This is a genomic window from Phocaeicola faecium (assembly GCF_014837055.1).
GTDB classification, from domain to species: domain Bacteria; phylum Bacteroidota; class Bacteroidia; order Bacteroidales; family Bacteroidaceae; genus Phocaeicola; species Phocaeicola gallinarum.
Genome location: NZ_JACSPQ010000017.1, coordinates 208598 through 223432 on the forward strand (window position 1 = coordinate 208598; position 14835 = coordinate 223432).

The following is a 14835-nucleotide window of genomic DNA, read 5'->3' on the forward strand; positions in this document are numbered from 1 at the left end:
TATATTTGCATACATGAACGGTGACGTTGCCGGGCATTAAAGTTTTATAGAAATCAATGAGTAAAGTATTAATCATCGGTGCAGGCGGTGTAGGAACCGTGGTTGCACACAAAGTGGCTCAGCATCCCGACGTATTTACGGAAGTGATGATTGCGAGTCGTACCCAGTCAAAATGTGATGCGATTGTGAAAGCAATCGGTAACCCTAACATTAAAACTGCTAAGGTTGATGCGGACAATGTGGACGAACTGGTGGCTTTATTCAACAGTTTTAAACCCGAAATCGTTATTAACGTAGCGCTTCCGTATCAGGATTTGACTATCATGGAGGCATGTCTGAAGGCAGGCGTGAATTACTTGGATACGGCGAATTACGAACCCAAAGACGAAGCTCACTTCGAGTATAGCTGGCAGTGGGCATACAAGCAGCGTTTCGAAGAAGCGGGACTGACTGCTATCTTGGGATGCGGATTCGACCCGGGAGTAAGCGGTATCTATACGGCTTATGCCGCCAAACATCATTTCGACGAAATTCAATATCTGGATATTGTAGACTGTAACGCCGGAAATCATCACAAAGCGTTTGCTACGAACTTCAATCCCGAAATCAATATCCGTGAGATTACCCAAAACGGCCGTTACTATGAAGATGGCAAGTGGGTAACTACGAAACCGCTGGAGTTCCACAAAGATTTGACTTATCCTAACATCGGTCCGCGCGATTCTTACCTGCTGTATCATGAAGAGTTGGAATCGCTGGTTAAGAATTTCCCAACCATCAAGCGTGCCCGTTTCTGGATGACGTTCGGTCAGGAATACCTTACCCATCTGCGTGTAATCCAAAACATCGGAATGGCAAGCATAGAGCCTATCAATTATAACGGCATGGAGATTGTTCCTTTGCAGTTCCTGAAAGCTGTGTTGCCGAATCCGCAAGACTTGGGCGAAAACTACGAGGGAGAAACTTCCATCGGTTGCCGAATCCGCGGTATCAAAGACGGAAAAGAACATACCTATTATGTATATAATAACTGTTCACATCAGGCTGCTTACCAAGAAACAGGTATGCAGGGCGTAAGCTACACCACGGGAGTTCCGGCTATGATTGGCGCCATGATGTTCCTGAAAGGACTGTGGAAGCGTCCGGGGGTATGGAACGTAGAAGAGTTCGATCCCGATCCGTTTATGGAAGAACTGAACAAGAATGGTTTGCCGTGGCATGAAGTGTTCGACGGCGACCTTGAACTGTAATCATTACTAAAGACAAGAACAAGGAGAATGAACGTAGGAGATAAAGCTCCCGAAGTATTAGGCTTGAACGAAAAAGGAGAAGAAATTCGTTTGAGCAGCTATAAAGGGAAGAAGTTGGTGTTATATTTTTATCCGAAAGACATGACTTCCGGCTGTACGGCACAGGCTTGTAACCTGCGCGATAATTATGACGAACTCCGGAAGGCAGGTTATGAGGTGGTAGGCGTAAGCATTAACGATGCAAAATCGCACCAAAAGTTTATCGAGAAAAATCAACTTCCTTTTACCCTGATAGCCGATACCGACCAGAAGCTGGTACAGGAGTTTGGAGTATGGGGAGAAAAGAGCATGTACGGTCGTAAGTATATGGGTACGTTTCGTACCACCTTCATCATTAACGAAGAAGGGGTGATCGAACGAATCATATCGCCGAAAGAGGTAAAGACCAAAGACCATGCTGCTCAGATTTTAAAATAATCGGCGGTGGCATTGTTCGCCGTTCGGTTTGTTACTTAAATTGAAAGAATAGATGGCAAAAAAAGACGAATTAGAGTTTGAAGGTGGAGTGGAAAACACTCCGAAGCCCAATAACAGTGAAAAGCTGAAAGCACTTCAGGCAGCGATGGACAAGATAGAGAAGAGCTTCGGTAAAGGCTCTATCATGAAGATGGGCGACGAACACGTCCAAGAGGTAGAGGTGATTCCTACCGGCTCTATCGCGCTGAATGCGGCTCTTGGTGTAGGCGGCTATCCGAAGGGACGTATCATCGAGATTTACGGTCCGGAGTCGTCCGGTAAAACCACACTGGCTATCCATGCCATTGCCGAAGCGCAGAAAGCGGGAGGCATTGCGGCGTTTATCGATGCCGAACATGCGTTCGACCGTTTCTATGCTGCTAAGCTGGGTGTGGATATCGACAACCTGTGGATTTCGCAGCCCGACAGCGGTGAGCAGGCACTCGAAATAGCCGAACAGTTGATACGCTCATCGGCTATCGACATTATTGTTATCGACTCGGTGGCAGCCTTGACTCCGAAAGCGGAAATCGAGGGAGACATGGGCGATAACAAAGTAGGTTTGCAGGCGAGACTGATGTCGCAGGCGCTGCGTAAAATGACCTCAACTATCAGTAAGACGAACACCACATGTATTTTCATCAACCAGTTGCGCGAGAAAATCGGTGTGATGTTCGGGAATCCCGAAACCACTACCGGCGGTAACGCCCTGAAGTTCTACGCATCCGTGCGTCTGGATATCCGCAAGGGGCAGCCGATAAAAGACGGTGAAGAAGTTATCGGAAACCAAACCCGCGTAAAGGTGGTGAAGAACAAAGTGGCTCCTCCGTTCCGCAAGGCAGAGTTCGATATCATGTTCGGTGAAGGAATTTCTCACAGCGGCGAAATCATCGACTTGGGAGCCGACTTGGGAATCATCAAGAAGAGCGGCTCATGGTATAGCTACAACGATACGAAGTTAGGGCAAGGTCGTGATGCAGCGAAACAATGCATCAAAGATAATCCGGAACTGGCAGAAGAGTTGGAGGGATTAATCTTTGCAGCCTTGAAGGATAAAGATTAAGATTCGGAAAATCCCGAATCAGATAACGTCCCGACTCTTTTCTCATAGAGAGTCGGGATTTTTTTATTTGCAACAAATCCGTATGGAAGTAAAAGTAGTACCTTATAATCCTGATTGGGAAAGAATGTACCGACAAGAATCTTTTTGTTTGCGTAACATTTTGAGAAACGAATTGGTGGCTATTTACCACATCGGCAGTACGTCTGTGCCCGGATTGGCAGCCAAACCGATTATTGACATCATGCCTGTGGTAAAAGACATTAACCGCATCGACCGGTTGAATCTGGAATTCGAACGGTTAGGTTATGAATGTATGGGTGAGTTCGGCATATCCGGACGCCGTTACTTTCGTAAAGGAGGCGATAACCGTACGCATCAGGTGCATGTGTTTCAGCAAGATAACCGTACAGACATCGACCGTCATTTGGCTGTGAGGGATTATTTGCGCACCCACCCCTCGGAAGCGGCTCATTACGGAGCTTTGAAGCAAGAACTTGCCTTGCGCTTTCCTCATGACATCGAAGGATATTGCGACGGAAAGGATGGATTTATGAAACAACTTGAGGCGAAAGCATTGGCTTGGTATGCCTCCGATGCAGCGGCTGTATTATCCGTAAAGCCGGTTTTGTTTATTTTATCTGGTTTGTCGGGTAGCGGAGCATTTGAATAAAAAATCAGTTTATCGAATTTTGTAATGAGCTTGTTCTTAGCCATTTACCGATAGGCTGAAAATAAGGAAAATTCTAACGGTAGAACCGGACGGTCTTCCGAATAGAATTGGCCAACGCTACCGCATGGGATGACCGACACTAACGGTAGCGTTTGGGGGAGGCACGACATCGGACGATTTCGTATTTTGCTTTCGCCGGAGAAGTTTCTTAGTTAAACCAACTTCCAAATTAACAAAATATAGATTTCTTCAATTAGAAATTTATGTATATTTGCGCCGAAACTTATAAAACCGAAAAACATTATGGCTAAAATAACAAAAGAAGCTGCCCTGCTGTATCACTCGCAGGGAAAACCGGGAAAAATAGAAGTCGTTCCCACAAAACCTTATCAAACACAACGCGACTTGTCATTGGCTTATTCGCCGGGGGTAGCCGAACCGTGTCTGGAAATCCAGAAAGACCCCGAAACGGCTTACGATTATACCGATAAAGGAAACTTGGTGGCTGTTATCTCAAACGGTACGGCAGTATTGGGACTGGGCGATATAGGAGCAGTGAGCGGTAAGCCTGTTATGGAAGGTAAAGGATTGTTGTTTAAAATCTATGCAGGCATCGACGTATTCGATATTGAAGTAAACGAAAAAGACCCGGATAAGTTTATAGAGGCTGTAAAGGCGATTGCTCCTACTTTCGGTGGTATAAATTTGGAAGATATCAAGGCGCCGGAGTGCTTTAAGATAGAGCAACGCTTGAAAGAAGAACTGGATATTCCGGTGATGCACGACGACCAGCACGGTACGGCTATCATCTCAAGCGCCGGACTGGTGAACGCTTTGGAAGTAGCCGGTAAGAAGATAGAAGATGTAAAGATTGTAGTGAACGGAGCCGGAGCATCGGCCATTTCATGTACGAAATTGTATCTGTCGCTCGGTGCACGTTTGGAGAATGTGGTAATGCTGGACAGTAAAGGTGTTATCTCAAAACAGCGTACCGACCTGAACGAACAGAAGAAGTTCTTTGCAACCGACCGCACCGACATCCACACGCTGGCAGAAGCCATCAAAGGTGCCGACGTATTCCTCGGTTTGTCGAAAGGTAACGTTTTGACGCAAGATATGGTGCGCAGCATGGCAGACCATCCGATTGTGTTCGCGCTGGCTAATCCTACTCCGGAAATCTCTTACGAGGATGCGATGGCTTCCCGTCCCGATGTATTGATGTCAACCGGACGTTCCGACTATCCGAACCAGATTAATAATGTAATCGGATTCCCGTACATTTTCCGTGGAGCATTGGATACACGTGCAAAAGCTATCAATGAAGAAATGAAATTGGCTGCCGTACGCGCCATCGCTGGATTGGCTAAAAAGCCCGTCCCCGACGTAGTGAATGCAGCTTATCATGTTAATAACCTGACGTTCGGCCCGGACTATTTTATCCCGAAACCGGTAGACCCGCGCTTGATAACCGAAGTGTCAATGGCGGTAGCCAAAGCTGCGATGGATTCAGGCGTAGCGCGTAAGCAGATTACCGACTGGAACGGTTACAAGAATCATTTGCGCGAGTTGATGGGACAGGAAAACAAGCTGACTCGTCAACTGTATGAAACGGCTCGTCAAGACCCGCAGCGTGTGGTATTTGCCGAAGGCATCCACCCCAACATGCTGAAAGCCGCTGTCGAAGCTAAGGCGGAAGGTATCTGTAACCCGATTTTGCTGGGCAACGAAGAGCGCATCGAGAAGCTGGCCAAAGAGTTGGATTTGAATCTGGAAGGCATCGAAATCGTAAACTTGCGCCACGACCGCGAGGCTGAACGCCGTGAACGTTATGCACGTATTCTTTGCGAAAAGCGTGCCCGCGAAGGTGCCAACTATCAGGAAGCTAACGATAAGATGTTCGAACGCAACTACTTCGGTATGATGATGGTTGAAACGGGAGAAGCAGATGCTTTCGTAACCGGACTGTACACGAAGTATTCGAATACCATCAAAGTAGCGAAAGAAGTAATTGGTATCCAGCCGGAGTATAAACACTTCGGTACGATGCACATCCTGAATTCAAAGAAAGGAACTTACTTCATTGCCGATACGTTGATTAACCGCCACCCCGATACCGATACGCTGATTGATATCGCTAAATTGTCGGCAAAGGCAGTACGTTTCTTCAATCAAGAACCGGTGATGGCTATGCTTTCTTATTCAAACTTCGGTTCAGATGCAGAAGGAAGTCCGGCAAAGGTACACGAAGCGGTAGATTACATGCACCGTACTTATCCCGAACTTGCTATCGATGGTGAAATGCAAGTGAAATTTGCGCTCGACAATAACTTGCGTGACGAGAAATATCCGTTTACCCGTTTGAAAGGCAAAGAAGTCAATACGCTGGTATTCCCCAATCTGACTTCTGCCAATGCTACTTACCAGCTTATCCAAAACATGAGTGAAACAGAAGTGATTGGCCCGATTCAGATGGGATTGAACAAACCGATTCACTTTACCGACATCGAAAGCTCAGTGCGTGACATTGTAAACATCACAGCCATTGCCTGCATTGACGCCATCGTTGCAAAGAAAATGAAAGGTAACGAGTAATCTTTATAAATATAAAAATAATAGATAAGAATACGGATTGACGCGGATTATGCAGATAAATAGTAATTGCTATCTGTTTAATCTGCGTCAATTTGTATTTTATAAAAAGCCTGTAATTCTATGCGAAAACCACTCAATAATACGCAATGTGTCATTCTTACGCTTTTTTGGGCGGCACTTTGTTTCATCGTTCTTACTTCTGCGTCGCGTATTGACGGACCGCTTATTATAACCATTCTTATTTCAGGGGCATTGGTTTTTATTCCTGTCATTAAGTCAATCAAAGGCGGTAGAAAGTAGCTTTTCTTCAGTTTCCTCTTGTTTTACTTTGTGTTTTGATACTTTTTTATGATTTTTCTTGAAGAAATGTTGTATAAATAAATTATTATCTATACTTTTGTCACATCAAACAAAGAAAAACAACCAATTTAAAATAAGAGATCCATTATGAATGCAGCTAAAGTTTTAGAAGATCTGAAAAGAAGATTTCCGAATGAACCTGAATATCATCAGGCAGTTGAAGAAGTGTTAAGCACTATCGAAGAAGAATACAACAAGCATCCCGAATTTGATAAGGTTAATTTGATTGAACGCCTTTGCATTCCTGACCGTGTTTATCAGTTCCGTGTTACGTGGATGGACGATAAAGGGAATATCCAAACCAATATGGGTTACCGTGTACAGCATAATAACGCCATCGGCCCGTATAAAGGAGGTATTCGTTTCCATAGTTCTGTAAACTTGGGTATCTTGAAGTTCTTGGCATTCGAACAGACTTTCAAAAACTCTTTGACAACGCTCCCGATGGGTGGAGGTAAAGGTGGTTCCGATTTCTCACCCCGCGGCAAATCCAATGCCGAAGTAATGCGTTTCTGTCAGGCATTTATGTTGGAATTATGGCGTCATATCGGTCCGGAAACCGATGTTCCCGCAGGTGATATCGGCGTAGGCGGTCGTGAAGTAGGCTACATGTTCGGTATGTATAAGAAACTGACCCGTGAGTTTAGCGGCGTATTGACCGGTAAGGGTCGTGAGTTTGGCGGTTCGCTGATTCGTCCGGAAGCTACCGGTTACGGAAACATCTATTTCTTGTTGGAAATGCTGAAAACCCGCAACATTGACATTCAGGGTAAAACTTGTTTGGTTTCTGGTTCGGGTAACGTTGCGCAATATACGGCAGAAAAACTGATTCAGTTGGGTGCAAAGGTCGTTACGATGTCTGATTCTGACGGCTATATTTACGACCCGGATGGCATCGACCGTGAAAAGTTGGATTACATCATGGAACTGAAGAACTTGTACCGCGGACGTATCCGCGAATATGCAGAAAAATACGGTTGCAAGTATGTTGCCGGCGCACGTCCGTGGAACGAAAAAGCCGACATCGCACTGCCTTCTGCTACGCAAAACGAAATTAACGGCGACGATGCCAAAGCATTGGTAGCAAACGGAGTATTCGCTGTGTCTGAAGGTGCCAACATGCCTTCTACTCCCGAAGCAATCCGTGTATTCCAAGACGCTAAGATATTGTACGCTCCGGGTAAGGCTGCCAACGCCGGCGGTGTTTCTGTATCCGGTTTGGAAATGACTCAGAACTCTATCAAGTTGAGCTGGAGCCAAGAAGAAGTGGATGAAAAACTGAAGAGCATCATGAAGAATATCCACGAGGCTTGCGTGAAATATGGTACTGAACCCGACGGTTACATCAACTACGTGAAGGGTGCTAACGTTGCCGGATTCATGAAGGTAGCCAACGCAATGATGGCTCAGGGCATCGTGTGATGAACCGTAACAGATAGTTTCTCGAACATATTATTTACTTATCATTTATGCCATCCTGTTTTCGGCGGCTGCGTAAGTCGCGAAAGCAGGGTGGCTTTTTTATTTCACTCCTTGCTGTAGCGGGACACGGGGCGGTCGAAATGCGCTCCGCAGTTCCGGCATACAAATTCCCAATGCTCCGTGCCCGGAGGGGCTGCGGCAAGGGCGGCAATGATTCCGGAGAACAGTGCCCGCAGCCGATGGCGTTTTTTCAATACAAAACGGATGTCGTCGGAATGACAGCGGGGGCAGTATTTAAGCTGTTCGGGAATCATCTCGTTTCGTTCAAGGATTTCCAGTGCACGGCTGTAGTCTGCTTCGTAAACAAAAATATCTACTCCCGCAATCTGGCTGATGGCTCCCCGTAATACGTACGAAGTATTCACATTGTGAAGCACGGATGGAATGCCTTCATTTTCAAGTGCTCCGCTGATGATTTGGGCTTGGAAGGCATCGTTGCAGGTCATTAATCGGACGGTTCTCATGCTGTGATTAGATTAGAAAATAAGGGGTATTTGAGATGTTTACAAATCTACAGAATTTAGGCGAAAAACGCAAGCGGATGCGTTCTATAACTTATGCGGATAAACAATAGAACGCATCCGCTTGTGTTGGGTAACGCTATGGGTAGCGTTTTTCAGTCTTTGCCGATGGGGTTTTGAGGGGCTGAGGCAGCTATTTTTTTCGCTGTGGCACGGTCGGGTTTTCCTGTTCCCGTTTGCGGCAATCGGGTTATGCACACCGTTTGCTTGGGACGCCAATAAGCCGGAAGCGTTTCAACCGCCTGCTGGATAGCCGGACTGTCGGGAGCAAAGTTTTCAACCAACAGCACGATGCGTTCACCGAATTTGGCGTCGGGTGCCGAAGTCACCATAAACGGGCAGGGAAGCAGCGGGCGCAGCGACGCTTCCACCTGCTCGATTTGCACTTTCACGCCTCCCGTGTTCACGGTATTGTCTTTACGCCCTAATATGCGGAATTGCCCGCGCGCGTTAAACTCCACGATGTCGTTTGTTATCAGTAGCTCCGGGTTGACCAACGGGGCATGGATGGCAAGCGTATGGTCGGGTGTGAGGCGGACATCCACATTCGAGAAAGGCGTGTACCATTCCGATGCTTCTTCGCCATTCAGTCTCCGCAGAGCGATGTGCGAAAGCGTTTCGGTCATGCCGTAGGTACTCCATACCGCGTGAGGAAACGACTTCAATGCCTTGCCCAACGCTTCGTCGATGGCTCCGCCGCCGATAATCAGGTGGCGCACATCCATCAGCCGCTTCCGTTCCTCGTCCGTTTGCAGGCTGTTGAATACCTGCATCGGAATCATGGCAGAAAACACGGGTATCTCGCCGATAGCCTGCATCGGGTGTCCGCACGGAGTGACCGGAAGGAGGTTCAGCCCTGCCACGAGCGAGCGTACCACCACCATTTTCCCCGCGATGTACTTCAGCGGCATACACAGCATGGCGGAGTCACCGTGCCGAAGTCCGAGGAAATCGACCGTCAGCATGGCGGAGTTCATCATCCGATGCTTCTCTACCCGAAGCGGTTTGGGCGCACCCGTCGAGCCGGAAGTGTGTACCGTCAGTCGGTCATCATCGTTAAACCACTCGGCAAGGAATTCGGCAACTTCGGCATAGAAGCTGTCCGTTCCGTAACGTCGGCGGAAGTCGGCAAGCATTTCTCCGGCGCAGTAATCCGCATCGTAAACCGTTCCGTCGATGGTAATAGTCTGTTGCTTAATGTCTGTAATAAACATATCCATACCGCTTCCGGTTAAAGGTTAAGGAACTGCTTTAAGTCTGGTTCGGGTTCTTCCGGATGAAACCAGAGGCAATCGCCCTCGATGTGAAGCGGATAATCTACATTGTCGGTAAAGAGCAATCCCGTGCCCAAGCCTTGAGGAATAGACGGGTGAAGCGTGGCACACCATTGAGCAATGGCGTTCAGCCCCACGTTCGACTCTAATGCCGAGGTAATCCATGAGCTGATTCCCCGTGCTTCAGCCAGCTCAATCCACTCTTTCGCCCCGTAAATTCCCCCGTGCAAGGAAGGTTTCAGGATGATGTATTGCGGACGAATCGTTTCCAGCAATTCGATTTTCCGCTGACGCTCGTTCACACCGATAAGTTCCTCATCCAAAGCGATGGGGAAAGGAGCGGCTTCACACAGTCGGCTCATCGCCTCCCACTGCCCGGCGCGAATCGGTTGCTCGATGGAATGAAGATGAAAACGGTTCAGTTCATTCAACTTGCGCGGAGCATCCTCCGGCGAGAAAGCCCCGTTCGCATCAACCCGCAGTTCGATTTCTTCCGGCGAAAAATGTTGGCGGATATGGTGGAGCAATTCCAGTTCCTTGTCAAAATCAATGGCCCCAATCTTTACTTTGATGCACCGGAATCCCAAGCGCATCTTTTCCTCAATGCGTCGGTACATCTCATCGAAGTTCCCCATCCAGATAAGCCCGTTGATAGGAATCCCCTCCGTTCCGGCTGAAAAGGGTGTCTGGAAGAAGCGCAGACTTCCGGCATGAAGGTGCAGAAATGCCGTTTCCATCCCGAAGAGCATCGACGGATAAGGGCGGAATGCCTCGTAATCAATGCCCGCTTTCTGCTCTACGTCACGACATAATCGCGACAATATCTGTTCGTATTCCGGCACGGCATCGCAACTCAAATCGGGCAGGGGCGCACATTCACCCACTCCGTAACGCCCCGTTTCCGTATCGGTAACCCAAAGATACCATACCCGGCGCGTATGATAAACCCCGCGCGACGTGCCTGCCGGTTGCTTGAAATGCAGTGTGCGGGGAATGATTTCAATATGATACATGGAAGACAAACATTAAGGGAATTTCGGATATTTCGACCAGTCGGGTTTCCGTTTCTCAAGGAAAGCGTGTCCGCCCTCTTGTGCCTCCTCGGTCATGTAGTAAAGCATGGTAGCATCTCCCGCCAATTCCTGTATGCCTGCCTGTCCGTCGAGTTCGGCATTCAGCCCGGCTTTAATCATGCGTAAGGCAAGCGGACTGTGTTGCATCATTGTCTCTGCCCATTCTACCACCTCGTCTTCCAGACGGTCGAACGGAACCACCTTGTTTACAAGCCCCATTTCGAGTGCCTCTTGCGCCGAATACTGCCGGCAGAGAAACCATATTTCGCGTGCCTTTTTCTGTCCCACGATACGGGCAAGGTAAGAAGACCCGAATCCGGCATCGAAACTGCCCACGCGCGGACCCGTTTGTCCGAAGATGGCGTTCTCGGAAGCAATCGTCAGGTCGCAGACCACGTGAAGCACGTGACCGCCTCCGATGGCATATCCGTTTACCATCGCGATAACCGGTTTCGGGAGCGAACGTATCTGCTTCTGTACGTCTAACACATTCAGGCGCGGAACACCGTCGGTTCCCACGTATCCGCCGTGGCCTTTTACGTGCATGTCTCCTCCCGAACAAAAGGCTTTGTCGCCCGCTCCGGTCAATACCACTACATTGATGTCTTGACACTCACGGCAATAATACAGCGCATCGCTGATTTCGGCAGTGGTTTTCGGAGTGAACGCATTGCGGTAGCGCGGACGGTTGATGGTTATTTTCGCTATCCCGTTATAAAAATCGAAAAGAATATCTTCGTATTCTTTAATGGTTTTCCATTCTCTCATAATCAAAGTTCAATTCGTTTATTTTAGGTTGTGATAATATTCTTTGAGCAATTCTACGTCGGCAGCTTTGTCGGTAAATACCTCAAGCAACATCGGGCGTTGGGTAATCGAGGGCTGGGTAAACTGTTCGGCAGCCGTCGTTAATTCGTCAGCGTTATGTGCCGCAAGGTATTCAAATCCGCAGTCTTCCGCCCAAGCGCGAGCCGACGTCCGGTGGGTGGCCGTAACGAAGCGGCGGGCATTCTCGTGCAGTTCCAGTCCGGGGAGTGCGTGGAATATCTCGCCTCCGCTGTTGTTCAGCAACAGGATACGCAGGTTAGCCCCGTAATTCGGATTCCAAAGCGCATTCATGTCGTAGAAGAAACTTAAATCGCCGATGAAGATAAAGTTCAGTTTCTCTGAAGCAGCGGCATATCCCACGGCGGTAGAGAGCGAACCTTCGATTCCGTTCGTGCCTCGGTTGGATAACACTTCCACTTCTTCAGGCAAGTTGAACAGTTGTGCATAACGTACAGCCGAACTGTTTGCCAAATGTAAAGCGCAAGGAGCAGGCAACCGACGCATTACTTCGCCTATGGCACTCATCTCTGAATACGGGAAAGATGCCTGCGGAATAGCTTTCGACAATGTTTCCCATTGGCGCGGGTATTCGGGCGTGCGGGTATTCATCATCGGAGCAATCTTTTCAAGAAACTCAAACGGGTCTATCTCTATTACCGTGGTGAGTGAACCGAACAGGTCTACTACCTCACCGTCAGCCGATATGTGCCAGTGTTCTACGGGCGGATGACGGCGGAGGAACTTTTTCAATCGCTTCGAGATAATGTGTCCGCCGTAAGTGATAAGCAGTTCGGGACGCATTTTCTGCTGCGCTTCAAAGTCCATCGAGCACAGTAACGGTTCGATGTTACGTATAGGGATTCCCGGAATGGTGCGGTTACTGATGTTTTCCGTAAACCAAGCGAAGTGCTTGTAAAGCATTTTGATGTATCGCTTGTCGAACAGGTATATCAGATTCATCTGCCCCACCACCATCATACGTCGCTGATACTTGTTCAGTCGGTCGATGAGCGGTTGATAATCTTTGTCGTAGATGTTGAGTCCCTGATAGCGGGTAATGACACGCGCTTCGGGCAACTCGCTGACTGGAAGTTTGAAGAACGGTTCGCTTATGGGCACATTGATATGTACCGGTCCTTTTCCGTGGTGATTTAATTCCAGCAACGCTTCATTGATAAGCCGGTTACAATACCATTCATCCTCATCGGTTGTTACTTCGGGAAGGTTTACCGATTTTTTTACCAGCGAACCGAATACTCCCGGTTGAGGCAAAGTCTGTCCGTCCATTTGCCCGATCCATGCTCCGGGGCGGTCTGCCGAGATAACTATCAGCGGAACTTGTTGATAAAATGCTTCGGCAACAGCCGGATGCAGATTCAGCAATGCCGTTCCCGACGTGCAGCAGACGGCGGCGGGTGTACCTCCGTGAAGGGCAAGTCCCAACGCAAAAAATCCCGCACTCCGTTCGTCGGTCACCGGGTAGCACGTAAATTCCGGTACGTTGGCAAGCGTTTGTACCAACGGAATGTTTCGGCTTCCGGGACAGAGAACTATTTTATGTACGCCGTGAGCTTTCAGAAGGGCGGCAAGTTGAAGTATGCTTTTCTTGTCGGTATACATAGCTGTATGAAAGGTATTATTGAATGATTTGCTTCATGGTATTCATCTTGTGGCGGGTTTCTTCCCATTCCGTATCGGCTGTCGACGACGGGAGTATGCCTCCTCCGGCATAGAGTGTGGTCTGTGCGTTGTGGATGTACATACAGCGCAGGTTGACGTACAGCGTGGTGTGTCCCTGCGAGTCGAGCCATCCGATGATTCCCGAATAGTAACTGCGGTCATAGCCTTCGTTTTCGGGAATGAACTCGTAGGCAGCCTGTTTCGGCAAGCCACATACGGCAGGAGTGGGATGAAGTTCGCTCAGGATGTCGCCCAAGTTGTCCGTATTCTTCAAACAGAAATGGAAGTCGGTTTTCAAGTGAACCAACTGTCCGGCACGGGCGGTGTACGGACCTTTTTCGGTGAGCTTCGAACCGAATTTTTTTATCGTTTTACGCAGGTATTCGCTTACGAAAGCCTGCTCTTCGCGGTTCTTGTCACTCCAGTTTTCGGGCATCACTTCGCCTTCCATCGGCATCGTTCCGGCGAGCGATACCGTATGCCATTGGTTATCCTGCCCGCTCAGTATGATTTCCGGCGTGCTGCCTATCCACGTTCCGGTGATGGGAGTGTGGGTAAGCGATATCATCATACGCGGATAGCTGTTACAAGCATTGATGAACGCCCGGAGCGGTGAAAAGTTTTCCGGCAAATCGAGCGTTTCGTTTCGTGAAAGCACCAACTTTTTAAACGTCCCCTCGCGTAACGGAACGATGAAACGATTAAACGCTTCGGTATAATTTTTCTTTCCGTGGGCAGTGCCCGTGTGTATGGTCTCTGCGGTTTCGGCTGACCGGATGAGGCTGCTGTCTGTATTCAAGTGTTGAAGAACCTCTTCTATTTGTTCCCACTCGCGTGCCGTGTGGTCGGGGCGGATGATAACCCCCGGATGCTCCGGGCTGTAACGGAAAGGAGCAAGGACAAATCCGGTCTTTCCGTTCAGTTCGCTTAAATCTTCAAAAGTTTCTACTTCCTCGGTTTCGTTCTGAAGAATTAAAATCGGCTCGTCTGTCCACGGCAAACGGTAGATGGCGAAACAGACGTGGCTTTGCGTCAGCCTGTCTATCAGTTGGTGTAATTTGGTTTCAGGTATGTTCATGAATGTTTCTTTACGATTTTGTTGACCACACGAGCCGTCGAAACCAACTGCCCGTTTTGGTTCATGATGTCAATATTCCAAGTATGCAAGGTTCTTCCCCGGTGGATGAGTGTTCCTGTCGCAGTGATGGTTTCGCCCACCGGAACCATCCTGAAGTGATTGGCGCTGACCTGTATGCCGCACGGCATTTCGCTTGCCGCACAGAGCGGGATAGACCCGTGTCCTGCTACGATTTCCGCCAAAGCCAACGAAGCGCCTCCGTTTAATACGCCGAAAGGCTGACAACTGCGTTCGTCTACCGGCATGGAGGCTTTTACGTAGCCATCTTTCATTTCTTGAAAAACGATGCCTAAATGTTCTCCCATCGAGTGCGACAAGTCGGGGAGTTCGTAGGACGTTTCATTGCTTGTTTGCATATTCTTTCAGATTATTTACTATGCAAAAGTAC

Annotated in this window: 14 protein-coding genes; 7 read left to right on the forward strand and 7 right to left on the reverse strand. The window is 48.4% G+C overall.

From position 1 onward, the window contains the following. The first annotated feature begins 56 nt into the window (after positions 1-56). The 7 genes from H9626_RS12030 to H9626_RS12055 all read left to right on the forward strand — a co-directional run bounded on the left by H9626_RS12030 (position 57) and on the right by H9626_RS12055 (position 7873). Positions 57-1250 carry a saccharopine dehydrogenase family protein gene (locus H9626_RS12030; RefSeq protein WP_191710609.1) on the forward strand — a complete coding sequence of 398 codons (1194 nt, stop codon included), beginning with the start codon at positions 57-59 and terminating at the stop codon, positions 1248-1250. Between the two features lie 27 nt (positions 1251-1277). Beyond that, positions 1278-1727 (forward strand): thioredoxin-dependent thiol peroxidase, encoded by a 450-nt coding sequence (gene bcp, locus H9626_RS12035; RefSeq protein WP_191710610.1) that lies wholly within the window; start codon positions 1278-1280, stop codon positions 1725-1727. Positions 1728-1779: 52 nt separating this feature from the next. Further along, entirely contained in the window at positions 1780-2829 is a 1050-nt protein-coding gene (recA, locus tag H9626_RS12040) for a recombinase RecA (protein ID WP_178255810.1), read from the forward strand. 82 nt (positions 2830-2911) lie between these two features. Then, positions 2912-3499 carry a GrpB family protein gene (locus tag H9626_RS12045; protein ID WP_191710611.1) on the forward strand — a complete coding sequence of 196 codons (588 nt, stop codon included), beginning with the start codon at positions 2912-2914 and terminating at the stop codon, positions 3497-3499. Between the two features lie 303 nt (positions 3500-3802). Then, positions 3803-6091, forward strand: a complete 2289-nt coding sequence (locus H9626_RS12050; RefSeq protein ID WP_178255812.1) for an NADP-dependent malic enzyme — start codon at positions 3803-3805, stop codon at positions 6089-6091. Between the two features lie 120 nt (positions 6092-6211). Further along, positions 6212-6391 (forward strand): hypothetical protein, encoded by a 180-nt coding sequence (locus tag H9626_RS14935; protein ID WP_225230984.1) that lies wholly within the window; start codon positions 6212-6214, stop codon positions 6389-6391. A gap of 147 nt (positions 6392-6538) precedes the next feature. Beyond that, the gene (locus H9626_RS12055; RefSeq protein WP_178255813.1) at positions 6539-7873 is read left to right on the forward strand and encodes an NADP-specific glutamate dehydrogenase; all 1335 of its coding nucleotides are present in this window, start codon (positions 6539-6541) and stop codon (positions 7871-7873) included. 104 nt (positions 7874-7977) lie between these two features. Here the strand turns inward: H9626_RS12055 and H9626_RS12060 are convergent, their stop codons facing one another. The 7 genes from H9626_RS12060 to H9626_RS12090 form a co-directional block, all read right to left on the reverse strand. Continuing rightward, on the reverse strand, positions 7978-8397 hold the full coding sequence (locus tag H9626_RS12060; protein WP_191710612.1) for a putative signal transducing protein: 420 nt from the start codon (positions 8395-8397) through the stop codon (positions 7978-7980). 152 nt (positions 8398-8549) lie between these two features. Beyond that, complete coding sequence (locus H9626_RS12065) at positions 8550-9674, reverse strand: AMP-binding protein (protein WP_191710613.1); 1125 nt, start codon at positions 9672-9674, stop codon at positions 8550-8552. Between the two features lie 11 nt (positions 9675-9685). After that, complete coding sequence (gene menC, locus H9626_RS12070) at positions 9686-10741, reverse strand: o-succinylbenzoate synthase (RefSeq protein WP_191710614.1); 1056 nt, start codon at positions 10739-10741, stop codon at positions 9686-9688. Between the two features lie 12 nt (positions 10742-10753). Continuing rightward, positions 10754-11569: a 1,4-dihydroxy-2-naphthoyl-CoA synthase gene (gene menB / locus H9626_RS12075; protein WP_178255817.1), complete on the reverse strand. Its 816-nt coding sequence runs from the start codon at positions 11567-11569 to the stop codon at positions 10754-10756. Positions 11570-11587: 18 nt separating this feature from the next. Next, positions 11588-13249, reverse strand: coding sequence for a 2-succinyl-5-enolpyruvyl-6-hydroxy-3-cyclohexene-1-carboxylic-acid synthase (gene menD / locus H9626_RS12080; RefSeq protein WP_191710615.1), 1662 nt, complete (start codon positions 13247-13249; stop codon positions 11588-11590). Between the two features lie 16 nt (positions 13250-13265). Then, on the reverse strand, positions 13266-14387 hold the full coding sequence (locus tag H9626_RS12085; protein WP_191710616.1) for an isochorismate synthase: 1122 nt from the start codon (positions 14385-14387) through the stop codon (positions 13266-13268). Then, positions 14384-14803 carry a PaaI family thioesterase gene (locus H9626_RS12090; protein ID WP_225230985.1) on the reverse strand — a complete coding sequence of 140 codons (420 nt, stop codon included), beginning with the start codon at positions 14801-14803 and terminating at the stop codon, positions 14384-14386. Before H9626_RS12090 ends, H9626_RS12085 begins: the two co-directional genes overlap by 4 nt. Positions 14804-14835: the final 32 nt, after the last annotated feature.